Raw genomic sequence first — 23,268 nt, 5'->3', positions numbered from 1 at the left:
GACATTTTGCGAAGGCCGATCTCATGAATCCACACGACACCGCCACCGTAAAACACAACGCCTCGCCCGACATCGGTTTTGCCGAGTCGGCGCTGGGGCAGCGCCTGCTTCAGGTGCTGGCCGATGGGTCGGCGTCGAACCGCAGCATCGCCGACTATCTGCTGCGCAACCAGATGCGCGCCACCGCGCTGGGCATCGAGGAGCTGGCCGAGGCCTGCCAGGTCTCGACCGCGACCATCAGCCGGTTTGCGCGCGACCTCGGATTCAAGAACTATGCGGCCATGCGCGGCGCCGTGGCCGAGACCCTGCAGGCAGTGCTGCAGCCGGTCGACAAGTTACGTAACAACATCGCGCGCCGGGCGCGCAGCGCCTCGCCCGCACTCGAAAGCCTGAACTATGCCGAGGCCGCGGTGGCGGCCAGCCGCCAGTCGCTCGACGCAAACGAGATGGACAAGGTGGTGGCGGCCCTGACCTCGGCGCGCACCGTCTACGTGCTCGGCTTCGGCCTGTCCTCGCACCTGGCCGGCATCCTGGCCATGCACCTGCAGCCCTTCTGCCCGCACGTGGTCGAGGTGGCCGGCAGTGGCGGCACCGAAGTGGCGGCCGGGCACCTGGCCAACATCACCGGCAAGGACGTGCTGGTCGTGATCTCGCTGCCGCGCTACGCGCTCGACGTGGTGCGCCTGGCCCAGTTCGCGCGTGACCGCGGCGCCACCGTGGTCGCGGTCACCGACTCGCCGGCCTCGCCCCTGGCCGGGCTCGGGCACCACGTCCTGTACGCCCACAGCGTCCATCCGGTCCTGCCCAGCAGCTCCAGCGCCACACTGGCCGTCATCGAAGCATTGGTGATGGCCCTGATGGTGTCGAACAAGTCCAACGTGGCCAAGGCGGCGCGCCTGACCGAAGCCATCTCCGCCTACCTGTGCGGACCAGATCCCGTATCCAGCAGCACCACCAGCAAGCGTCGACAAAAATCGTAGTGAACATTAGGGGAGCACACGCATGAATGAGCAAGCAAGCAGGTTGCCGCAGCCGAAGGTGATGGCGCTGGCCGTGATCGCCGCACTGAACCTGGCGCCGCACCAGGCCATGGCGCAGGCGCAGGAGACGCCGCCGAAGGTCCAGCGCGTCGAGATCACCGGCTCGTCGATCAAGCGCATCGACAACGAGACCGCGCTGCCGGTACAGCTCATCAAGCGTGAAGACATCGAGAAGAGCGGCGTGACCACCGCGGCTGAACTGCTGCGCAACATCAGCGCCAACACGGCGCCGCTGTCGGACGGCGCCAGCATCACCGACGGCACCTCGGGCCAGCGCGGCTTCAACGGGGCCAACCTGCGCGGCATCGGCGTGTCCTCGACCCTGGTCCTGCTCAACGGCCGCCGCCTGGCCAACTTCGCCTCGCCCGGCGACAACGCCGGCGTCGACCTGAACAACATCCCGGCCGGCGCGATCCAGCGCGTCGAGGTGCTCAAGGACGGCGCCTCGGCCATCTACGGCACCGATGCGATCGGCGGCGTGATCAACTTCATCACCCGCAAGGACTACACCGGGGTCGACCTGAGCGCCTCGGCGGCGGCCACCCACGAGGGCGGCGCGGAAAAGAAGACCGCCAGCATCAGCGCCGGCTTCGGCGACCTGGAGCGCGACCGCTTCAACGTGTTCGGCGTGCTCGACGCCCAGAAGCTCGGCGCGCTGCGCTCGGGCCAGCGCGACTTCATCGCCGAGCGCCCACTGGCCAGCACCCTGCCGGCGCTCATGTCGAGCAATACCTATCCGGCCAATATCGATATTTCGAGCGCCCAGCGCGCGGCCCTGATCCGCGCCGGCGTGCTGGCGGCGGGCGCCACGAGGAACCGCGTCAACCCGAGCGCGCCGGGCTGCAACCCGCCGGCCAGCGTGTATGCGCCGCGCGGCCCCGGCGGGGAGCTGGGCTGCAGCTACGACTACATGCAGGACACCGAGATCTATCCGGAATCGCGCAAGATCGGCTTCGTCGGCCGCGCCACCTTCCAGCTCGCCGACGACCACCAGCTGTTCGCCGAGCTGGTGCAGTCCGAGGCCGAGAGCAGCTACGTGCTCTCGCCGAACCCGATCCGGATCCGCAACCTGCCGGTGGCGGCGCTGCCGGAGCGCTACCGCGCCGCACTGAGCGGCGCCGGCCTGCCGGCCACCGTCAGCGGCATCCGCTACCGCATGACCGAGGCCGGCAACCGCAGCAACGAAGTGACCAGCAGCGCGCAGCGCATCGTGCTGGGCGCGACCGGCATCGCCGCCGGATGGGACTACGACGTCGGCCTGGCGCGCGCCGAGAACCGCGCGGTCGACAAATACATCGACGGCTATGTCCTTTTCGATAAGTTCGATGCCGCGGTGCGCGCCGGCACCGTCAATCCATTTGGCGCCTCTACGCAGGCGGGGCGCGACCTGATCGACAGCATCAAGGTCAACGACGAGGCGCGCAAGTCGAAGGGCGTGTCCACCTCGCTCGATGCCAAGGCGTCGCGTGCCCTGATGGCGCTGGGCGGCGGCGACCTGGCGGTGGCGGTGGGTGGCGAAATCCGCCACGAGGACCAGCAGTTCCGCCCCTCCGCGCTGCTCCTGTCGAACAACATCGCCGGCGACCGCGACAGCGGCGCGGCGGTGGGCTCGACCACCGACCTGAAGCCCACCGACGACAGCCGCAAGGTGCGCTCGGTGTTCGCCGAACTCAACGCCCCGTTCACGAAGGAACTGGAGATGCAGTTCGCGCTGCGCCACGACCGCTACAGCGAAGTCGGCTCGACCACCAACCCGAAACTGGGCCTGCGCTGGCAGCCGCTCAAGCCTCTGATGGTGCGCGCCTCGGCCGGCACCGGGTTCCGCGCGCCTTCGCTGTCGGACCTGAAGCGCCCGACCACCTACGGCACCGCCTCGAGCTTCCTGACCGACCCGCAGTGCGTCGCGCAGGAAGGCAGCATCGACCTGTGCACCGACCAGTGGGCGGTCGAGCGCCGCTCGAACCCGGACCTCAAGCCCGAGAAGTCGCGCCAGCTCTCGCTTGGCGCGGTGCTGGAAGTGGGCCGCGGCGCCAGCCTGGCGCTCGACTACTGGAACATCAGCAAGAAGGATGTCATCAGCACCCTGGGCGAGCAGATCATCGTCGACAACCCGGCCGCCTACAACGGCAGGTACATCCAGCGCGACAGCGACGGCTTCATCTCCAACATCCTGCTGCAGAAGGAAAACCAGGGGCGCCTGAAAACCTCGGGCATCGACCTGTCGGGCGAGTGGCGCGGCGCCAGCGGCGCCTACGGCCGCCTGGCGGCGAACCTGAGCGGCACCTATATCCTCAAGTACGACCGCCAGTTCGGTCCGCAGGAAGGCTACCGCAGCAACCTCAGCGTGTTCCTGAATGACCAGGTAATCCAGCGCTGGCGCCACCGCGCCAGCGTGGACTGGAGCATGGGCGAGTTCGGCCTGACGCTGGCCAACCAGTTCTCCTCGGGTTACACCGACCAGAACACCACCTACGATCCGGTCAGCGATGCGCTGCTGCCGTCGCGCAAGGTGTCCTCGTATTCGCTGTGGGACCTGACCGGCAGCTGGAACATCACCAAGCAGCTCAAGCTGCGTGCCGGGGTGCTGAACCTGTTCGACAAGGCGCCGCCGTTCTCGAACCAGGCCTATTATTTCCTGGCCGGCTATGACCCGACCTACACCGACCCGCGCGGGCGCAATGGTTTCGTCAGCCTGAACTACGCTTTCCGTTAAGCCGTCTTGCGGCTGTCCGGCATCCCGGGCAGCCGTTTTCTTTCGAGGAGCGGGATATGTTCAAGCGCGCGCGCATGGCGGCGCTGCTGCTGGCGATACAGGTGGGCGCCGCGGCCCAGGACCGCCCGCCGGCGCCGTCCGGCTCGCTGGTGGTGATCGGCGGCGCCCTGCGCGGCGACAATGCCGAGGTATGGGAACGCATCGTGCAGCTGGCCGGCGGCAAGGGCGCGGCAATCGCCGTGCTGCCGACCGCGTCGGGCAACCCGGAACGGGCCGCGCGCAGCACGGCGGCGCAGCTGGAGCGCCATGGCGCGCGGCCCTTCGTGGTGCCGGTGGGCGCGGGACTGGGCGCCGCCCCGCGCCAGGCTGCCGAGGATCCGGCGCTGGCCCGGCGCGTCGCCGCGGCCGGCGGAGCATTCTTTACCGGCGGCGACCAGGGCCGCATCACCGCGGCGCTGGTGCGCCCCGACGGCAGCCGCTCGCAGCTGCTGGAAGCCTTGTGGTCGATGTACCGCCGCGGCGGCGTAATCGCCGGCACCAGCGCCGGCGCGGCCATCATGAGCAGCACCATGTTCTACGACGCCCCGCCCGTGCTGGCCCTGCTCAAGCAGGGCGTGGTGGACGGCAGGGACATCGCGCCCGGCCTCGGCTTCGCGGGGCCGGAGCTGTTCATCGACCAGCACCTGCTGGTGCGCGGGCGCTTTGCCCGCATGCTGCCGGCGATGCTCGCCAAAGGCTACCGGCTCGGCCTGGGTGTGGACGAGAACAGCGCCGTGGTGCTGGGACCGGCGCGCGACGCCCAGGTGATCGGCTACAAGGGGGCCTTGCTGCTCGAGTTGTCCGGGGCCGCCGGCGGTGCGGCCGGCGCGGCTTTCAGCCTGAACAATGCGAAGATCAGCTATCTCGACAGCGGCGACCGGATCGATTTTTCCAGCATGCGCCTGGTGCCGGGGCCGGACAAGGAAAAGCTCGACCCGGCCCGCCCGGCGCACCGGGGAGCGTTGTTTTATCCGGATATCCTGGCCAATACGATGGTGGTCGACCTGCTGGAAAAGCTGGCCGACAGCGATCAGACCAGGGCGACCGGCATCGCCTTCGGCGGGCCTGATGGGGCCGATCCGGGCAAGGGCTTCGAATTCGAATTTCGGCGCCTGCCGGAGACCGAGGTCTGGCTATCGACCGGCGGGCAGGGGATGTCGGTCTACCGGATGCGCCTGGACGTGCATCCGATCCTGCTGCGCCAGCCGCTCTACCAGCGCCAGCCGGCCGGCAAGGCCGGGCCAGGCTAGTCAAACGCCCACGAGTACAGCACGTCCAGCGCGGTATTGGTGCCGGTCTGGAATTGCAGCGAGATCTTCGGGGTCAGCTTGTAGCGCAGGCGCACCAGGCTCGAGGCCGTGGTGGCGCCCTGTTCGAAGCTCAGGTAGGCGCGCGACGAGATGCGCTTGCCCACCGTTACCACGGTGCCCTCCAGGCCGGTGCCTGCACCGTTGGCCTGTTTCAGCCCCACTTCATCCACACCGAGCGAGCTCGCCAGCTTCTGCGTGAAGCCGCCGGTGCCGCCCTTGCCACCCAGCAGGGCGCCGGCAGCGGCCGCCAGCACGTCCTTCTCGTTGCCGCTCGTGCCTTCCATGCCGTGACCCAGGACCAGCCAGGACAGCTTCTCGCTGTCCGGCACGTTCGGCGTCGAGACCAGGCGTGCGTCCGGCGACTGCGCGGTGCCGCGCACCTGCACGCCGGCCTCGACATTGGTCTGCGAGAGCTGTTCGCCTTCCGGCTGCTTGCGCACCGCGAGGATGTCGAGCGCCGGGTTGTCGTAGGCGCCGCTGAAGGTCATCACGGCGCGCTCGATCGCCAGTTTCTGGCCATAGGCCGCGTAATTGCCTTCGACGGCGCGGATGGTGCCGTTCACGCGCGGCGCGGCCGCCCCGATCTTGCGCACGCGGACGTTGCCGGCGAGGGTGGCGTCGATGCCCAGGCCGCGCAGGCGGAACTCGTCGCCCAGGTCGGCGCGCAGGTTGATCGCCAGCGGCATTTCCGGTTCCTTGTTCGACGGTACCGGCTTGGCGCCGCCCTTGCCCAGCACGATCACGTCGTCCGACATGGTCGGCCGGCCCTGCGGCGCGAATTCGATCAGCGCGCGGTCGGCGCGCACACTGCCTTCGAGCGTGAACTGGTTCGCATCGCGTACCAGCGCGGCATTGCCGCTGACGACCACGGTGCGGTCCGGGCGCGACAGCACTTCGAGCTTGTCCGCCGTGACTTTCAGGTTCGCAGCCGACAGCCCGCTCGAGAAGCGCAGGAAGCCGTCCGCGGTGGCGCTGCCCTGGCGGCCCTGGAAATACAGGCGCTGCAGCTGCAGCTCGTCGCCCGCAAGCGTGGCGCGCAGCTCGCCGTTCTGCAGGCGCACGCCCTGTTCGGCCCAGCGCACGGCCAGTTTGTCGCCGGTGACGTTGCCGTTCAGGCGCGGCGTTCCAATGGTGCCGGCGCCAGTGAGGGCCAGGCGCAGCGCGCCGTCCAGTTCCAGGCCCGGCTGGCCGGCAAACGATGACAGCCAGGCGATCGAGGCCATGTTGGCATTGGCCGTCATGCGCATCGGGCTGTCGCGGTGCAGGCGGCCCTGCAGCAGCTGGGCGCTGCCGTCGAGCGTCGCGGTGCCGGTCCGGGCGCCGTCCAGGTTGAGGCGCACGCGCAGGGCGCCGCTCTGGACGTCGGCGCGTGCATCGAGTTGGCGCAGGCCGAGCGGCACCGGGTTGTCGCCGCCGGCAATGACGTCGCCTTTTTCGCGGAACACGTGGACCATGCCGTCCAGCGCCGGGGCGCCGCCGGTGGCGGTGGCCGTGCGCAAATCGAGCGCCCATTGCGCGCCCAGGGTCAGGTCGCCGCGCGCATTCTCGCGGATCGCCGGCGAGAACTGCGCCAGGTAGGTCAGGGGTACGTTGTCGGCATGGCCTTTGCTATTCCAGCGCGGGCCGTTCTTGACTAACGAGTCGACCGTGATGCTGCCCGAGGCCAGCTTGATCACGGCGCCGTTGAAGGCGATGCGCTCCGGCTTGGCCAGGCCCATCATGCCGCTGCCCGGTGCGCCGCTGATGCGCAGCGGGACCGGCGCCTGCAGCGCCATGGCGTAGCGGCCGCGGTTTTGCAGGGTCGCCAGCGTGCCGCCCCAGGTGTCGCCCATCCAGCCGCCACGTACCTCGAGATTGGCGTCGAAGGCTTCGCCGACCGCCGCGGCGCGCAAGGTATGGGCGCCGCGCGTGCCTTCGGTCTTCAGGCTGGCCGAGGCGACGCGGGTGTCGCCGTTCACGTAGTCGGTGACCTGGATGTCGCTTGCCAGCGCGTCGCGCGCGCCGCGACCGGCCCCAAGATTCGCGTTGGCGCGCAGGGCGCGGATGCTGTGGGTGCCGAGCAGTCGCAGGTTCTGGCCTTCCAGGGCGGCGGTGAGCGAGGGCGTGTCCATGGTGCCGGACAAGCTGCCCTGGCCGCGCAGCACGCCGCTGTAGTCGGGGCCGAGTGCCGCCAGTTGCGGCGCGTCGATGCGCCAGGCCAGCTGGTCGTTACCTGCGCCGAAGCTGCCCTTGGCCGCGACCACGTTGGCGCCCACGTGCAGGTCGACGTCGGCATTCGAGATGTGACGGCGGTCGGCGCTGAAGCGGGCGTGGCCCCACAGCGGGGATTTCGACAGTGTCGAATCCTGCACGCGCATATCGAACGCCGCGCGCCAGTCGGCGCCGCCGCGGCCACTGCCGCTGAAGTTGGCATTGATGGAGCCCGCCAGCGGCGAGCCGAAGGCGGCCGGGTTGAAGCGCTGGGCGGTACCGGCCAGTTTCGCTTCCACCGTGCGCGCACCTTCAGGGCCGGCGAGCCAGGCTTCCCCTTTGGCATTCAGGGTGCCGCCGGCGTCCTTGCGCTGCGCCGCGACCCAGCCGAGGCCATTCGCATTGAGCTCGAAGGTCGTGCGCGGGTCCTGCATGGTGCCGGTGGCGACGCCATTGGCCACGACCGCGCCATACAAATCGCTGCGCACTGCGGCCAGCTGGCGGCCGTCGACGCGCCACTGCAGGCGGTCGCTGCTGCCGCCGAAAGCGCCGTTCAGGGCGACGGTGTTCTGGCCCAGGGCCAGGTCGGCATCGATGCCGCTGATGCGTTTGGCATCGGCGTGCAGCTTGCCCTCGCCCGACAGCGGCTGGTCGAACAGGCGGCTGCGGCGCACGGCGAAGTCGGCGTCCACGCGCCAGCTTGGGGCAAGGGCGCCGGCCACGTTGACGCTGGCGTTGATGTCCGCTTGCGGGTAGTCGCCGAAGGCGGCCGGGTTGAAGCGGCTGGCGCTGGCGCTGGCCTTGAAGGCCTTGTCCTTCAATAAATTCATGGTGCCCGTCACATCGACGCTGCTCGCACCGGCGGATAGCCGGCCTTCGCGCAGCGTGACGACGTTGTCTTCCAGGGTCGCCAGCGCCGCCAGGCGCAGGCCCTTGTCGAGCAGATTGGCTTTCAGCGTCTGCGTCTTGCCGGCATTGGTCACCTCGATGTCGCCGCGGATGGCGGTCGGCTTGATGCTGGAGTGGATCTGCTTGAGGTCGAAGCGGTCGGTGTGCAGGGTAAAGCGTGCGACGCCGACGCCTTTACCGTCGGCGCCGCGTTCCACGCCGCCCGTGCCGGTAAAGCGTCCGGCGCCGCCGAAGTCCATCAGCACGTCGGATACCTGCAAGGCATCGAGGTTGCCGCCCAGTTGGCCGCGCATGGTGCGAAGCGGCAGGCGTTGCTGGTCGATGCTGCCTTCCGGTCCCTCGTTGACGATGTTGACATTGCCGCTGATATTGCGCTTGGCGTCCAGCTGGCCGTTGACGGCGAAAGTCAGATCGGCCGTCGGCAGCGAAGGATTGAAGAAGCCTGGATCGACGTTGCGGCCGCTGATGCGCATCGAGCGCAGCGGGATTTTCGCGTAGGGCGACAGCACGATGTGGGCTTCGCCGACGGCGCGTCCGGCCTGGCCGTTGGCGTCGAGCAGGGTGGTCTCGAGGTCGCCGCCGACTTTCATCTTCAGCTGGGCCGCGCGCGCGCCGGCCTTGGCCTGCGACTGGCTCAGGCTGGCGGTGGCGTCGATCTTGAAGGGACGCTGGGCCTGGATACTTCCTGCGGCGGCCACGTCACCCCATGGGGTGACGGCGGCGGCGTCGCGGATCTGCCAGCGGGTCTTGTTGCCTTCCAGGCGCAGGCGGATATTGTCGATATGGGTTTCGGCGCCATTGGCGACAAAGGTCGCCCGGTTCAGGCGCGCGTCGTCGATCGATATCGGGAAGGGCGCGGCCAGCTTGACCGGCATGGTGCTCGGTTCGTCGCTTTCCTTGAGCGTCTCGACCCGCAGGTTGGCCGCGTGCAGGGTGTCGACCAGGATGCCGCGCGAGACGATCTGGCGCGGCGACCATTGCAGGTCGATCTTGTTGGCGACGATGAGCTGCTCCTCGGTGCGCCAGGTCAGGCGCTCGATGTGCATGGCGCCGTACAGCGAGCCGGAAACGCCGCTCAATACAAGCTTGCCTCCGGTGGAGGCAGCGACTTTCTGCGCGATCATCTGCAGCGTGGTTTCGCGTCCAAGGTACCAGAGCGTGCCGCCCACGATGGCGGTGGTGACGACGACGCCGATGGCGACGCGGCGCGGCCAGCGGCGCAGTTTGTGCACGGGCGCCGGAGCGTCCGGTGCCGGGGTGGTGTCGTTCGTGTCCATCAGAAGGTGAATCCCAGGGAGAAGTGCAGGCGCGCCTTTTTCACGGCGTGGCCATAGGCCACGTCGACATTGATCGGACCGACCGGGCTGCGCCAGCGCGCGCCGACGCCGAAGCCCGATTTCGGCTGCAGGTCCCCGACCTTGTCGGCCGCATTGCCGACGTCGTAGAACACCGCCACGCCCCATGGTGGACGGAACCAGTACTGGTATTCGGCGCTGGCGGTGGCCAGGTACTTGCCGCCGACGATGGCGCCGTTTTCGCGCACGCCCAGTTCGCGGTAGCCGTAGCCGCGCACCGACTGGTCGCCGCCGGCGCGGAACAGGAAGGTGCCCGGCACGCCGAGCTTTTCCTTGGCTGCGACGGCGCCGAATTCGCCGCGCACAATGAGCGTGCCGCTCGGTCCCAGCGGCTTGTACATCAGGCCGCGCAGGTAGAGGCGCAGGAATTTTTCGTCGGTCAGGATCGGCAGCAGCGCGCCGCCCAGCTGGCCCTGGAACACATAGCCGTTGGTCGGCTGGATCAGGCTGTCGAGCTTGCGCCGGGTCATGCTGTAGGTGAGCGGCAGGCTGCGCGTGGTGGTGGCTTCATTCGGGGGCACCTCGCGCTTTTCGACCAGGGCCTCGAGCGTCAGGCTGCGCTCGAGCAGGGGCGAGCCCCAGGCGCGGCGCGCCGCGACCGTGGCCAGCGTGGTGATCTCGCCGCGCACGTCGTTGCGCTCGACGCCGGCGCCGACGCTGTCGTTATAGCCCTTGGGCGTGGTCGGCCAGTAGAAATCGACGCGTGCGGTCTGGCGCTTTTGCTCGTAGATCAGGTCGCTCTTCATGCGCTTGCCGAGGACGTTCAGGTCGTCGTAGCTTGCCTGCAGGCGAGCGCCGGTGTCGGTGGAAAAGCCGACGCCGACCTCGACGTTCTTGCGCAGGTTCTCGGTCACGCGCACCAGCACCGGCAGCACCGTGGGGCCGGTGGGCGGCTTCGGCGTGGTGGCGTCGCCATCGGGATCGTCGTCGCCTTCGCGCAGTTCGCGCAGCTCTTCGTTGAGCACGGCGCGCATGTCGGCGCTCACTTCGACGCTGGCGAAATAGCCGGTGTCCTGCAGGCGCGATTGCAGGGCCTGCAGCGCGGCCTCGCTGTACATGTCGCCCGGGTTGATCTTGTTCAGGTTGGTGATGACTTCGCGCGGATAGCGTTTCAGGCCGCGGATGCGCAGCTCGCCGAAGCGCATCTCGGGGCCGCTGTCGATGACGACGTGCAGCAGCGCGCGCTGCGCTTCCGGATCGACCGTGGCGCTGGTCTCGACCAGTTGCGCACGCGGGAAGCGCGTCTGCGCCACCTCGCGCAGCAGGCCTTTCTTGGCGCCTTCCCAGTCGGCCATGCGAAAACGCGCGCCCACCGGCAAGGTCCAGCGGCTGCGCAGGGCGGCCGCGTCGAACGGGGCCGTTCCCTTGTCGAGCGGCGCGAAGCCCTGCAGCACCAGGTCGACTTCGCCCACCAGGGTCGGCGGCCCGACATCGACGATCACGCGCGCCACCGGCCGCCCGCCATCGGTATCGAGGCCGGCCGAGATCCTGGGCGAGTAATAGCCTTCGGTGGCGATGAGAGTCCTGGCCTGTTCGGGCGCTTCCTTGACCAGGCGCTGCAACTGCTCCATGTCGACCTTCGGATTGCCGCGCCAGCGCATCAGGTCGAGGTTTTCTTCCAGCATGTTCTCGATCTGGCGCGGAGCGTCGATGCGTACCTGGTAATCGATGCCCTGGGCGTGAAGTGAGGTCGCTACCAGCAAGGCGCCGAGGCCCATCAACAAACGGGGCAGGGGACGCAGGCGGTGACGGGGGATCGATCTTGCAGAAAACATGGGGCTCCGATGGGTAGGTTCATGGCAATCTTAGCGGATCGGCAAAAATGATGACGGACGCTTAACTCATCCGTGTGAGGCGCGCAGCTTCACGGGAGACCCCGTTTTATGCCAGAATCCGCGCTTCCCCACGTTTGTTGCCCACCTTTTCCCGGACCACCACCATGCACTCCCAAGATACCGCGCTCGTCCTCTTCAGCGGAGGCCAGGACTCCGCCACCTGCCTGGCCTGGGCGCTGCAGCGCTATGCGCGCGTGGAGACCATCGGCTTCGACTACGGCCAGCGCCATGCGATCGAGCTGGAAGTGCGCCCGACCGTGCTGTCGAAGATGCGTGCGCTCGATCCCGGCTGGGATGCGCGCCTGGGCGAAGACCACATGATCGACCTGTCGCTGATCGCGAAGATTTCGGATACGGCGCTGACCAGCAACGTGGCCATCGCGATGCAGGAGAACGGGTTGCCGAATACCTTCGTGCCGGGCCGGAACCTGCTGTTCATGACGGTGGCGGCGACCGTCGCCTACCGCCGCGGCTTGACGGTGCTGGTGGGCGGCATGTGCGAGACCGATTTCTCGGGTTATCCGGACTGCCGCGACGACACCATGAAGGCGCTGCAGGTGGCGCTCAACCTGGGCATGAACACGCGCCTGAAGGTCGAGACGCCGCTGATGTGGATCGACAAGGCGCAGACCTGGGAGCTGGCGCATGAGTGCGGAGGGGATGCGCTGGTGGACCTGATCCGGTTCGACACCCACACCTGCTACCTGGGCGAGCGCGGTGCGGCGCATCCGTGGGGCCATGGGTGCGGGACGTGCCCCGCGTGTGCGCTGCGGGCGCGGGGGTATGAGCAGTATGTGGCCCGGAAAGGCTGACGAGGCCTAGGGTGGGCGGCTGCTCAGGCGGCGAGAAGACGCGTGCGCTTGGGCTCTTGCACAACACGCTGGTTCTGCCCCACATCCGCCTTGTGCACAACAAACGTGCTCACCAGCCGCGCCAGCGCCGTGGCCTGGTCTTCCAGCGACTGCGCCGCCGCTGCCGCTTCTTCGACCAGCGCCGCGTTCTGCTGGGTGACGTCGTCCATCTGGCTGACCGCGGCATTCACGCCCTCGATCCCCATGGTCTGCTCGGCGCTGGCCGAAGCGATCTCGGACACGATGTCGGCGACCCGGGCAATACCCTGCACGATCTCCTGCATTGTTGACCCCGCCTCATCAACCAGGCGTCCACCGGCATCGACTTTTGACACCGAGTCACTAATCAGGGTGCGGATTTCCTTGGCCGCCCCGGCCGAGCGCTGGGCCAGGTTGCGCACTTCGGAGGCCACCACGGCGAAACCGCGGCCCTGCTCGCCGGCTCTGGCCGCTTCCACCGCGGCGTTCAGGGCCAGGATATTGGTCTGGAAGGCGATGCTGTCGATGACGCCGATGATGTCGCCGATCTGCTTTGACGAGGCATTGATCGAGGCCATGGTCGAGACCACCTGCGACACCACTTCGCCGCCGCGCAGCGCGATGCTTGAAGCGGTCTGGGCCAGGGTGCTGGCCTGGCGCGCGCTGTCGGCGTTCTGGCGCACGGTGCTGGTCAGTTCTTCCATCGACGAGGCGGTCTCTTCCAGCGCGCTGGCCTGCTCCTCGGTACGGGACGACAGGTCGAGGTTGCCGGTGGCAATCTGCTGGGTCGCGGTGACGATGGCATCGGTTCCGCTGCGCACTTCGGTCACGGTCGTGCGCAGGCTGTCGTTCATGGTTTTCAGGGCGTCCAGCAGGTCGCCCACTTCGTCGCGCGAGCTGGCATGGATATCCGCCGTGAGGTCGCCCGAGGCGACCTGCCGGGCCAGAGCGACGGCGCGCGCCAGCGGACGCGTGATGCTGCGGGTCAGGAAGAAGCCGAAGGCGGCGCCGCACAGGATGGCGCCGATGCCGATCACGATGAGGGTACGCTGGGCATTGGCAGCGAGCGTATCGATGCGGCTGCTCGCGGCATCGAACAGGCGCGTCTGGTAGGCGACCACGGCCTTGACCGAGCCGACATAGGCCTGCATCGCCGGCAACAGGGTAGTGGCCACATAGGCCTTGAGCTCGCCGTCCGCCGCTCCGGTTGCGGCCTTGCGGCGGAAGGCTTCGTCGCGGATGGCGACGTAGTCCTTGCGCCGCTGCGCAACCTGGGCGAGCAGGCGCTTGCCGTCGTCGCTGGTGACCAGGGATTCGAGTTCTTTCTGGATGGTCGAGAGGCCGGCGCTGACGGTCTTCATTTCAGCGGTGTAATACTTCTCGTCTTCAGGGTCGGCGCTCTTGACCTTGGCCAGCGTGCGCACGGCGTTGGTGGCGATGCCTTCGAGCCAGTCCTTGGCCAGGTTCGCCTTGTGGCTGGCGGCGGCCATCTCATTCTTGCCCTCAGCGATGCTGTCGAGTTGCCACAGGGCGCTGCCCAGCATGATTGCCATGAGAACGAGAAGGGCGGCAAACGCGCAGCCCAGGCGGGAACCAATACGCAAATTATTGAAAGCCATTTTTTACACCATAAGAGTCGTGAAACCATCGGCAGTGCAACATCATCCTCATGCTGGACGAATGCGCCTATCCGGAGTGGGTGAAGCTACTCTACGCCCACATTCGTTTCTCGATTGCAATACCAGTGAAAAAATGTGTTGATCCTTGCTACCCCTTCAACAAAAAAGGGTATGAAAACAACGGATTGGTGCAAGACTGACAAGCAAGTCGACTGGGGTCACTGTGCGGCCGGCTTTTGTTGCGCATCTCGAGCAGGCGCAGGGCCTGCTGGTCAAGCTCAACCAGGGTTGCTGCCCCGATCGAGCAGCGGCAGCACGTCGTCGCGCTCGAGCGGCCGGCTGAATAAAAAGCCCTGGTATTCGTCGCAGGCCATGCCGCGCAGCACGTCGAGCTGGGCCTGCGTTTCCACGCCTTCGGCTACCACCTTCAGCTTCAGCCCGCGCGCGAGGTTGACGATCGACAGGGCAATCGCGGCGCTGTCCTCGTCGCGGTCGATGTCGCGCACGAAGGCGCGATCGACCTTCAGGCGCGAGACCGGGAAGCGCTTCAGGTAGGCCAGGCTCGAGTAGCCGGTGCCGAAGTCGTCGATCGACAGGTCCACGCCAAGGGCGCGGATGTCGTGCATCAGGACATCGACTTCTTTTTCGCGGCTCATCAGCGCGGTTTCGGTGATTTCGAGTTCCAGGCTGCCGTCGGGAATGCGGTATTGGGCCAGGCAGCGCCGGATCGTGTCGAGCAGGGATTTTTGGTAGAACTGGCGTGGCGACAAATTCACCGCCACTTTGACCGGGCGTCCGAGGTGTTCGGACCAGGCGCCGACCTGGCGACAGGCTTCCTCCAGCACCCAGGCCCCGATGGGAATGATCAGGCCGGTGCGTTCGGCGATCGCAATGAACTGGACCGGCGAGACCTCGCCCAGTACCGGACTGGTCCAGCGCAGCAGGGCTTCAAAGCCCACCACCCGCTGTTCCTGGACCGTGACTTTCGGCTGGTAGACCAGGCGCAGTTCGCCGCCGTCGAGGGCGCGCCGCAGGTTCGCTTCGATCGTGAGGCGCTGGCCGAGTTCGGTGTACATGCCGGCCGAGTAGAAGTGGATGGTATCGTCCACCTCGATTCCGCTGCCGCTGCAGGCGTTCTGGGCACTGCGGTACAACTGGTCCGTACTGTGGCCGTCCTGCGGGAACAAGGCGACGCCCAGCATCGGATTGAGGAAGAAATCCTGTCCATCGATATTCAGGGGACGGGACATCAGTCCATGCAGCATCTGCGCGAAGCGTTCCACGGCCGCGCGCCCGCCGCCGGCATCGAGCACGAACGCGAATTCGGCGGCGCGGATCCGCGCCGCCACTGCGATGTCGCCACAGCCATTGCGCAGCAGGTCGGCCGCCTGGCGCAGCGCGCGGTCGCCCGCATCGTGGCCAAGCAGGTCGACGATTTCATGCAGGCGTTCGAGCACCATCGAGACCACTGCCAGTTCGCGGCCGTCGGGCGCCGCAGTGGCGATCCGCGTCTCCAGCAGGCGCCAGAACTGCGACTGGTTCGGCAGCCCGGTGATGGCGTCGAATTCGGCCAGCCAGGCCAGCCTGGCCTCGGCCCGCTCGCGCTCGGTAATATCGGTGAGCACATTCACAAGGTGTACCTTGCCGTCTTCACTGGCCAGCTGCGTGGTCAGCTGGATCACGGTACGGGTTTCGCCGCTGCCGTCGCGCATCGGGCCCACCGCATCGAGGGTGGTGCCCTGCGCCAGCACGGTTTCGTAGCGGCGGTCGCGCTCGCCGTCGTGGTCGTGGAAGACGGTGCGTTCGTCCTCGCCCGGCAGCGTGTCGTTGGGCCTGCCGACCAGCCGCGCGAAGGCCTCGTTGGCCAGTACGATGCGGCGGGCGCCATCGAGCACCCAGATCGGGGCGCCGACCGCATTCATGATCGAGGCCAGGTAATCGAAGCGCTTGGCCAGCCGCGCCTCGCTGGCCGACACCAGTTCGATCAGGCGGAACTGGCGGCGCGAGTCGCGCGCCACGCGCCAGGCCAGGAAAGAAAGCACCGCGGCAAGCAGGACGTAGAAGGCCAGCGCGGTCCACAGCCGCCCGTACCAGGAAGCCAGCGCGGTCGTGCGGTTGGTGCCGGTGATGATGACGAGCGGAAAACCTTCGACCACATCGTAGCCATACAGGCGGATGACCTTGTCGACCGGACTGACGGCCTCGAAGGCGCCACGGCTGGAACCCGGCAACTGTTCGCGAAACAGCGGCGTATTCGCAAACGAGCGGCCGATCGCCTCGGGAAAATTGGGACCGCGGATGAGCATGGTGCCATCGCGGTGCAGCAGGGTCACCGACCCGCCCTCGCCCAGCTCGACCAGGCTGTAGAAGCTTTCGAACCGGATCGAATCGACCTGGGCCACGACCGTGCCGGCATGCCTGCCGCTGGCGTCCTGCACGGCGCGGATGAAATTGAGCACACCCCGGCCGCTGACGGGATTGACGTTGGTGATGGTGACGCGGCGCGCCGCGTCGATGGCTGCAAAGGGAGGAGGCGGGGGCAGCGGTCCGGACTTGCCGTCGGGCCTGACGCTGCCAACCAGGCGGCCGCTGCTGTCGAACAGGACGAGGCGCAGCAGGTAGGGGTGGTCCGGGCCGCCATGCTTGGCCAGGAAGCCCGGCGCCAGCACGCTGTCGCCGTAGGCCAGGTAGAGGCTGGCGGCGCGCTGGGCGGCGCTGTCGATGGCTTGCGCCACGCCCGAACTCTGGGCCGCGAAGACGATCGCCATGTTGCGCAGGGTAATTTTTTGCTCGCGCAGGGTGTCTGCGTAGCTGCTGTACAGGACGGAGGCTGTGATCATGCCGAGGGCCGCGATCAGGCCCGCGGTCACGATGACGAGACGCGCGAGCGGATAGGGTCGGATCGACCGTGGTTCTGCGGGGTTCGATAGAGGCATGTTTAGGGATTGCAACGTTTCCATAATGGCCACGATTGGATTCTACACAGGTGGGGGGAATCGGAGCGCCAGCCGTGTAGATAAGCAAAACGGCCGGGAAGTACCGGCCGTTTTGGAGGAAAGCAAAGGTGCTCAGGCAGTTTGCGGCACGACGCGCGACCTGCGCTTGCGGCTGGCGAGGAACCAGATGATCGCCACCGGCACCAGCAGGGGCAGCAGCAGGGGCGAGATCGCCAGCGCCACTGCGATGGCGGCCACGCACAGGGCGCCCAGCAGGATCACGCCGAGGCCGGCAAACGCCACGGCCAGCACCGCGCCGACGACCAGCATGACGAAGCCGCCGATGATGGCGCCGCCGCCCGCGAACACCAGCGCGAGGAAGGCGCCCAGCGGCCCGTCGATCTCATCGCCGTCGAAGTTGACGGTCATGAAGTCGGCGGTGGCCATGTCCCACAGCAGCAGGGCAAACAGGAAGAGAAGAACGTAGGGAAGGTATTTTTTCATGGCGGTCCTCATCGGGTGGTGTGTTGAAATACGTCAGGAATGCTCGTACTGTAAGCACACGCATCCCTGGCGGCCACCGGATTGCGACAGGCTGCAATTTTTGCGCACCGGGAGGCGTGCAGGAGCGATAAACCTGCACCGGCGCCTCGGCTGGCGCTGCGCGCGCATCGCCGGAGGCGGCTGCGCCGCGTTTCCACTATGATCTCGGCTTAACGTTACAGGAAGCACGAGGAAACACGACATGAACGACCACATCGAGCACGACCCCGAAGACAGCGAACCCGAACTGGTGCAGGAACCGCGCCTGTGGCAGGGCAACGGCTGGACCGCGCGCGTCATCAAGAACGAAGACGACGAAGGCTGGGCCGTGGCCATGATCAAGGACGGCGAGCCGGAACCGGCCCTGGTCGGACCCTGGACCATGGGGCGCGACAAGAAGAACCCGAAACCGCTCGACACCAACGCCTTCAATACGCTGGTGAAAACCGCCTCGGAAGTCATCCGCCGCCACGAGCAGCACCTGCACGCGATCCTGCACAAGAACCTGCACGTCTGGACCGAGAAAAGCGGCAACCTGAAGGTGACCCTGGATATCGTGCCGGACGACGACGATCCCTACGGGATGCTGGCCGCCACCGACGAAATGAGCGAGCAGGTGGCCAAGGTGCGGGTACCGGCCAGCTTCAAGCTGACGCAAGCCTCGGCGATCGCCTGGATCGAGGCAGATTTCAAGGCGCCGCGCGCATGAGTGTTTCACCTGCAGCCTTAAAAGCCACACTCCCGCCGATAGGACTTCGGCCGATCGGCGCTAACTGTTAATATTTCCCCTGTGCATTTATTCTTGGGGAAGCAATGGAACGTCTCGACCGGCTGGAAGCCGTCCAGTCGATGCTGCTCGAAATCGGGCAGCTGTCGACCACCTGCAGCGACATCACCGACTTCATCGGCGCGGTCCACTGCGCTCTCGGCCGCATCATGTATGCGGCCAATTTCTATGTAGCGCTGTGCGACCGCGAAGACGGGACCATCCGCTTCCCTTACTTCGTCGACGAAGCCGACGACGAAGTGCCGGCCCCGGGTCAGCGCGTCACCCTGGCCGCGCCGGAACAGTCGCCCACCTCCTGGGTGGTGGTGAACCGCCAGCGCCTGATGATCACGGCCGACGACTTCAAGGCGCGCGAGCGCGAAGGCATGCAGTGGGGCCATGGCAGCGCAGCCGAGCACTGGATGGGGGCGCCGCTGCTCGACCAGCACCAGCAGGCACTGGGCGCGATGGTCATCCAGAGCTATACCAAGAACATCACTTACAGCGAGGAAGACCAGGCGCTGTTCTCGCAGATCGCCAACCACGTCTCGAACGCGCTGCAGGGCCTGCAGAGCATGGACCGGCTCGAGCGCGCGGTGCAGGAACGCACCGCCGCGCTGGCGCATGAGGTGGCCGAGCGCAGCCGCGCCGAGCAGGTGCAGCACGCGCTGTACCAGATCGCCAGCCTGTCGGCCCAGGCGCTCGATACCGCATCGCTTTCGGCCAGCCTGCACCGCATCATCGGCGAGCTGATGGTGGCGGAGAACTTCCTGATCGGCCTGTACCACCCCGACACCCGGGAAATCAGCATCCCGTATTTCGTCGATCAGAAAGACCGCGACGCGCCGGTCAAACGCTTCCCCTTCGGGAAGGCGATGTGCTCCTACGTGTTGTCGAGCAAGCAGCCGCAGCTGCACGACGCCACCAGCTTCGGCCACCTGGTGGCCAACGGCCTGGTGCAGCAGCCGCTCGGGAACCTCGATATCGCCAGCTGGATGGGCGCGCCGATGCTGGTGCACGAGCAGCCCTATGGCGTGTTGATCGTGCAGAGCTACGACCCGGCGATCATCTACACCAAGGCCGACCTCGACCTGCTGGCCTTCATGGCCAGCCACGTCGCGGTGGCGCTGGCGCGCATGCAGGCCGACCGCCGCATCCGCAAGGCCAAGGAAGCGCTGGAAGCGCAGAATGCGGCGCTGAACGAAGCCTTGCACCGCCTGCAGGAAGCGCAATCGGAACTGGTGCGCCAGGAAAAACTCGCGTCGCTCGGACGGCTGGTCGCCGGTGTCGCGCACGAGATCAACACGCCGCTGGGCATCTGCGTGACCGCGACCAGCCACCTGGTGCAGGAACTCAAGCTCACGCGCGAAGAGCTGGCGGCGGGCGAGCTGACAGAGGACAGCCTGAACTCCTTCCTCGACATCATCGACCAGTCGCTGCGCATCATGACCACCAACACCCAGCGCGCAGCAAGCCTGGTGCGCAGCTTCAAGCAGGTGGCCGTGGACCAGTCATCGGACGACATCCGCAACTTCAACCTGTGCGCTTACCTGAACGAAGTGCTGCTGTCGCTGCAGCCCAAGTTCAAGGGCCGCAAGGTCAAGGTGGAAGTCGACTGCCCCAAGGACCTCGTGCTCGACAGCTTCCCGGGCGCGGTCTCGCAGATCGTCACCAACATGGTCATGAACTCGCTGGTGCACGGCTACGAGCACGAACAGCCCGGCAAGATCACGATCCGCGCAGCGCTGGAAGACGAGCAGGTGGTATTCGAGTACGCCGACGACGGCGCGGGGATGGACAAGGAGACGCTGGACAAGCTGTTCGACCCGTTCTTCACCACCAGGCGCGGACTTGGCGGCAGCGGGCTGGGGGCGCACATCCTGTACAACCTGGTGACCGGCCCGCTCGGCGGAACGGTGCGGGTGGAGAGCGAGCCGGGGCAGGGCTTGCGGTATGACCTGCGGTTTCCGCGCTCGCGCAAGAAGCTGGTCAGCCTGTAAATCGCAGGGTGGGCAGATTCTGCCCACCCGCCGCCTCAGTCCGGCCACTGCGCATTGATCTCCAGCGCCTTGTCCATATTCTTGATCAAGAGATCCACGTAGAACGGATCCAGGTGATGCCCCGCCACTTCGCGCAGGTGCTCGGTCACTTTTGCGGCCGGCCAGGCGTCCTTGTAGCAGCGCTTGTGGCTCAGGGCGTCGAACACGTCGGCCACCGCCACGATGCGCGCATACGGGTGGATCGCTTCGCCGCGCAGGCCTTGCGGATAGCCGCTGCCGTCGAATTTCTCGTGGTGCTGGTGGGCGATCACGGCGGCGGCCTTGAGGATCGGGCGCTGGGAGCCGTCGAGGATCTGCAGGCCGATGGTGGGGTGCTGGCGCATGATTTCCCACTCTTCGTCATTGAGCTTGCCCGGCTTGAGCAGCACCGCGTCCGGGGTGGCGATCTTGCCGACGTCGTGCATCGGCGCGGCGTGCATCAGGGTCGCGGTTTCGTCTTCCGGCATGCCGGCGGCCTGCGCCAGCAGGTAGCAGACCTGCGACATGCGGCGCACGTGGTTGCCCGCCTCGTGCGAGCGCGATTCCACCACGTCGCCCAGGCGCAGGATCAGCTCGGCCTGGGTATCGGTGATTTCCTGGTTCAGCAGGATGTTGTCGAAGGCGATCGCCACGCCCGAGCAGAACACCTCGAGCAACTGGGAATCGATGTCCGAGATTTCTTCCACGCCCTTGAGCACCAGCAGAGAGGCCTTGCCGCTGCTGTTCGGGAAATAGCCGACGTAGGTGTCGCCGTGCAGGCGCGAGATGCGGTTGTGGCGCGCATCGTCCAACTGGGCCACCAGCTCCGGGCCGATTTCCTCGCCTTCCATCTCGCCGATCCGGGCCAGCACTTCGTACTGGCTTTCGCCGGCGATCACGCTGGCGCCGGTCAGGCGCAGCAGCATGCTCTGTTCAAGGCGCAGCAGCGCGACCACCTGCTGCAGCAGGCCGTTGGCGAAATCCTTGAGGTTACGCTGCTGGAAAATGTGGCTTGATGCGGCAATCACGCGCTCCAGGCCTTCGCGGTAGTTCTGCTGCGCGAGGCGCGCTTCCTCGACCTTCATGATGTCGCGGTAGGCGCGCAGGGCGGCGAAGGTGGTCGTGAACAGCTTGGTGCGATCGAGCTCGGTCTTTTCCTTGTAATCGTTGATATCATAGTCGACGATCACGCGTTCTTCCGGCGCCTGGCCCGGCTGGCCGGTGCGCAGCACGATCCGGGTGAACTGGTTGTCCAGGTCCTGGCGCATCCAGCGCGCCACTTCCAGGCCGCTGTCCTCGCGCTCCATCACCACGTCCAGGAACACCAGCGCAATGTCCTTTTCGCGCGCCAGCACTTCCTTGGCCTCGGCGCCACTGTAGGCGTGCACGAAAGACAATGCACGGCCCTCGAGGCGGAAGCGCGACAGGGTCAGCTTGGTGATGTCATGGATGTCCGGTTCGTCATCAATGAGCAGGACTTTCCACGGAGCCAGCTTTGGCGCGGCAGAGGACAAAAAGGACATAGGGTTCCGTTACCTTGGTTGATCGGCGACACAATCCGCGGCAGGAAGTCACAGAAATAATGCCGCAAGTCAATTCGATTGTAGTACGCCCCTTGAGGCTTAACAACAGGCAACATTAAAAGTGTTGGTTAACGATGTCACAGATGGGCTTCTGTGAGTATTTACGCAACACAGGAAGGCGAAAACCTGCTCAGTCGTAGCGTTTCTGGCAGCGTTCGCAGTAGAAGCTGCGGCGGTTGGAGCGGCCGAGATTGGTCTTGAGGTAGGGGATGTCGCAGCGCGGGCAGATCTTCTTCGCGTGCGCCAGCCAGTGCTGCTTGAGCACGTACTGGCGCTTCCATTCCAGGAAGTCGAAGCTGTACTGCCGGGCTTCGTCGACCAGGGCGCGCAGCTTCGGCGCCGGCAGGGCGCCCATGGTGGACAGCGGGTGCACCCGGATGCGGAACAGCACCTCGTTCTTGATGATGTTGCCGACCCCGGAAAAGATGTCCTGGTCGAGCAGGGCGTCGCAGGCCAGCATGTCCGGGTTGGCGCGCAGCTTCTTGCGCGCCTTCTTCGGGTCCCAGGTTTCCGACATCACGTCGGCACTGAAGTCGTAGGCGTCGAAGGCCTCGCGGTCGATCTCGCGGATGGCGCAGGCATAGAAATTGAGTTCGTCGCCCGTCGCCGTTCCGATCGACAGGCGCGGCACCTTGCCTTCGCGCGTCTCGTTGATGCGGTAGGTGCCGAACAGGAGAAAGTGCACGCGCAGGACGATCTCCGGCGTCTCGATCAGGAAGTGCTTGCCCCAGGTGTGGATGGCCGTGATGCGCTGGCCGACCAGGCGCTGCGGGTCGATGGCGCGCACGTTGCCGCCGGCGCGCACGATCTGCTGGCCGGCGAAATCCTTGGCCTGTTCTTTGAGAATGTAGAGTGAGGGTCCTTCGGGCACGGTAGCGGCCTCCTTTGTTTCCATTGTCGGCCTGGTAGCGCAAACCGGCGTGTGCGGGGCCTAACATTTGGATACAAAACTTCGACAATCGGCACCCTCGAAAAGCCGGCAAAAGGCGTATATTGGATTGTGAGAATAGTCCGACTAATGAAAGGAAGTGCGATGAAAACCTCGATCGGCAAACTGGCCCTGGCAAGCCTGCTCGCGCTGGGCGCCGGCGCCGCCTCGGCGGGCGTGACCGTCAATTATGTGGAGTCCGACAAATTCGCGGACCTGCCGTTTGCGCCGTGGGAGCGCCAGGAAGTGCTGCGCGACCTGGCCGACCATTTCACCAAGCTCGGTAAAACCCTTCCGCCGGGCGTCGACCTGACGGTGGACATCACCGAGATCGACCTGGCGGGCCGCGAATACCCGAACGCGCGTTCCGGCCGCGAACTGCGCGTGCTCAAAGGGATGGCGGACTGGCCGACGATCGAGCTGCGCTACACGCTCACCAGCAATGGCCAGGTCGTGGGCAGCGGCAGCGAGCGGCTGCAAGACATGTCTTACCTCAACCGCGTCAGCCGCTTCTCGGACAGCGACAGCCTGCGCTACGAAAAGCGGATGATCGACGAGTGGTTCAACAAGACCATCCTGAAAAAGAAACCGGGCTGATGTTCGCCCGGCAGGAAATGAAAAACGGCGCTGTGTGAAGCGCCGTTTTTTCGTGTG

Annotated in this window: 14 protein-coding genes; 7 read left to right on the top strand and 7 right to left on the bottom strand. The window is 66.5% G+C overall.

Features of this window, described 5'->3' with window-relative positions:
- Nucleotides 1–23 precede the first annotated feature (23 nt).
- From AC56LR_RS12635 to AC56LR_RS12625, 3 genes are read left to right on the top strand one after another with little or no spacing between them, the layout of a single operon-like run.
- Complete coding sequence (locus AC56LR_RS12635; RefSeq protein ID WP_497130781.1) at nucleotides 24–980, top strand: MurR/RpiR family transcriptional regulator; 957 nt, start codon at nucleotides 24–26, stop codon at nucleotides 978–980.
- Between the two features lie 22 nt (nucleotides 981–1,002).
- Nucleotides 1,003–3,753, top strand: a complete 2,751-nt coding sequence (locus tag AC56LR_RS12630; RefSeq protein WP_497130779.1) for a TonB-dependent receptor — start codon at nucleotides 1,003–1,005, stop codon at nucleotides 3,751–3,753.
- Between the two features lie 56 nt (nucleotides 3,754–3,809).
- Nucleotides 3,810–5,042 carry a cyanophycinase gene (locus AC56LR_RS12625; protein ID WP_497130777.1) on the top strand — a complete coding sequence of 411 codons (1,233 nt, stop codon included), beginning with the start codon at nucleotides 3,810–3,812 and terminating at the stop codon, nucleotides 5,040–5,042.
- Here AC56LR_RS12625 and AC56LR_RS12620 read toward each other — a convergent pair.
- Complete coding sequence (locus tag AC56LR_RS12620; protein WP_497130776.1) at nucleotides 5,039–9,478, bottom strand: translocation/assembly module TamB domain-containing protein; 4,440 nt, start codon at nucleotides 9,476–9,478, stop codon at nucleotides 5,039–5,041. The two genes, AC56LR_RS12625 and AC56LR_RS12620, sit on opposite strands and share 4 nt — an antisense overlap.
- The gene (locus AC56LR_RS12615; protein ID WP_497130775.1) at nucleotides 9,478–11,331 is read right to left on the bottom strand and encodes an autotransporter assembly complex protein TamA; all 1,854 of its coding nucleotides are present in this window, start codon (nucleotides 11,329–11,331) and stop codon (nucleotides 9,478–9,480) included. The genes AC56LR_RS12620 and AC56LR_RS12615 overlap by 1 nt, the downstream gene beginning before the upstream one ends.
- A 164-nt stretch (nucleotides 11,332–11,495) precedes the next feature.
- On the opposite strand from AC56LR_RS12615, the gene queC reads away from it, so the two are divergent.
- Complete coding sequence (gene queC, locus AC56LR_RS12610) at nucleotides 11,496–12,203, top strand: 7-cyano-7-deazaguanine synthase QueC (protein WP_497130773.1); 708 nt, start codon at nucleotides 11,496–11,498, stop codon at nucleotides 12,201–12,203.
- A 23-nt stretch (nucleotides 12,204–12,226) separates the two neighbouring features.
- Here the strand turns inward: queC and AC56LR_RS12605 are convergent, their stop codons facing one another.
- From AC56LR_RS12605 to AC56LR_RS12595, 3 genes are all read right to left on the bottom strand, one after another.
- Nucleotides 12,227–13,840 (bottom strand): methyl-accepting chemotaxis protein, encoded by a 1,614-nt coding sequence (locus AC56LR_RS12605; RefSeq protein ID WP_497130771.1) that lies wholly within the window; start codon nucleotides 13,838–13,840, stop codon nucleotides 12,227–12,229.
- A 278-nt stretch (nucleotides 13,841–14,118) separates the two neighbouring features.
- Nucleotides 14,119–16,776, bottom strand: a complete 2,658-nt coding sequence (locus tag AC56LR_RS12600) for an EAL domain-containing protein (RefSeq protein ID WP_497130770.1) — start codon at nucleotides 16,774–16,776, stop codon at nucleotides 14,119–14,121.
- A 132-nt stretch (nucleotides 16,777–16,908) separates the two neighbouring features.
- On the bottom strand, nucleotides 16,909–17,280 hold the full coding sequence (locus AC56LR_RS12595) for a hypothetical protein (protein ID WP_497130769.1): 372 nt from the start codon (nucleotides 17,278–17,280) through the stop codon (nucleotides 16,909–16,911).
- 241 nt (nucleotides 17,281–17,521) lie between these two features.
- Between AC56LR_RS12595 and AC56LR_RS12590 the strand changes: the two genes are divergently transcribed.
- Nucleotides 17,522–18,028: a hypothetical protein gene (locus AC56LR_RS12590; protein WP_497130768.1), complete on the top strand. Its 507-nt coding sequence runs from the start codon at nucleotides 17,522–17,524 to the stop codon at nucleotides 18,026–18,028.
- Between the two features lie 104 nt (nucleotides 18,029–18,132).
- Nucleotides 18,133–20,085 carry a GAF domain-containing sensor histidine kinase gene (locus AC56LR_RS12585; protein ID WP_497130767.1) on the top strand — a complete coding sequence of 651 codons (1,953 nt, stop codon included), beginning with the start codon at nucleotides 18,133–18,135 and terminating at the stop codon, nucleotides 20,083–20,085.
- 35 nt (nucleotides 20,086–20,120) lie between these two features.
- Here AC56LR_RS12585 and AC56LR_RS12580 read toward each other — a convergent pair whose 3' ends face one another.
- Complete coding sequence (locus AC56LR_RS12580) at nucleotides 20,121–21,626, bottom strand: DUF3369 domain-containing protein (RefSeq protein ID WP_497130766.1); 1,506 nt, start codon at nucleotides 21,624–21,626, stop codon at nucleotides 20,121–20,123.
- Between the two features lie 190 nt (nucleotides 21,627–21,816).
- Entirely contained in the window at nucleotides 21,817–22,581 is a 765-nt protein-coding gene (locus tag AC56LR_RS12575; protein ID WP_497130764.1) for a DNA-formamidopyrimidine glycosylase family protein, read from the bottom strand.
- Nucleotides 22,582–22,719: 138 nt separating this feature from the next.
- Between AC56LR_RS12575 and AC56LR_RS12570 the strand changes: the two genes are divergently transcribed.
- On the top strand, nucleotides 22,720–23,211 hold the full coding sequence (locus tag AC56LR_RS12570; RefSeq protein ID WP_497130762.1) for a DUF3016 domain-containing protein: 492 nt from the start codon (nucleotides 22,720–22,722) through the stop codon (nucleotides 23,209–23,211).
- Nucleotides 23,212–23,268 lie beyond the last annotated feature (57 nt).

It is taken from the genome of Telluria sp. ZT3P39, from assembly GCF_059685935.1.
This window is presented reverse-complemented; position numbering and strand designations above follow the sequence as displayed.

Coding starts and splice junctions, on each gene's coding strand:
- AC56LR_RS12635 (WP_497130781.1), top strand. CDS start 24: ATGAATCCACACGACACCGCCACCGTAAAACACAACGCCTCGCCCGAC.
- AC56LR_RS12630 (WP_497130779.1), top strand. CDS start 1,003: ATGAATGAGCAAGCAAGCAGGTTGCCGCAGCCGAAGGTGATGGCGCTG.
- AC56LR_RS12625 (WP_497130777.1), top strand. CDS start 3,810: ATGTTCAAGCGCGCGCGCATGGCGGCGCTGCTGCTGGCGATACAGGTG.
- AC56LR_RS12620 (WP_497130776.1), bottom strand. CDS start 9,478: ATGGACACGAACGACACCACCCCGGCACCGGACGCTCCGGCGCCCGTG.
- AC56LR_RS12615 (WP_497130775.1), bottom strand. CDS start 11,331: ATGTTTTCTGCAAGATCGATCCCCCGTCACCGCCTGCGTCCCCTGCCC.
- queC (WP_497130773.1), top strand. CDS start 11,496: ATGCACTCCCAAGATACCGCGCTCGTCCTCTTCAGCGGAGGCCAGGAC.
- AC56LR_RS12605 (WP_497130771.1), bottom strand. CDS start 13,840: ATGGCTTTCAATAATTTGCGTATTGGTTCCCGCCTGGGCTGCGCGTTT.
- AC56LR_RS12600 (WP_497130770.1), bottom strand. CDS start 16,776: ATGCCTCTATCGAACCCCGCAGAACCACGGTCGATCCGACCCTATCCG.
- AC56LR_RS12595 (WP_497130769.1), bottom strand. CDS start 17,280: ATGAAAAAATACCTTCCCTACGTTCTTCTCTTCCTGTTTGCCCTGCTG.
- AC56LR_RS12590 (WP_497130768.1), top strand. CDS start 17,522: ATGAACGACCACATCGAGCACGACCCCGAAGACAGCGAACCCGAACTG.
- AC56LR_RS12585 (WP_497130767.1), top strand. CDS start 18,133: ATGGAACGTCTCGACCGGCTGGAAGCCGTCCAGTCGATGCTGCTCGAA.
- AC56LR_RS12580 (WP_497130766.1), bottom strand. CDS start 21,626: ATGTCCTTTTTGTCCTCTGCCGCGCCAAAGCTGGCTCCGTGGAAAGTC.
- AC56LR_RS12575 (WP_497130764.1), bottom strand. CDS start 22,581: ATGGAAACAAAGGAGGCCGCTACCGTGCCCGAAGGACCCTCACTCTAC.
- AC56LR_RS12570 (WP_497130762.1), top strand. CDS start 22,720: ATGAAAACCTCGATCGGCAAACTGGCCCTGGCAAGCCTGCTCGCGCTG.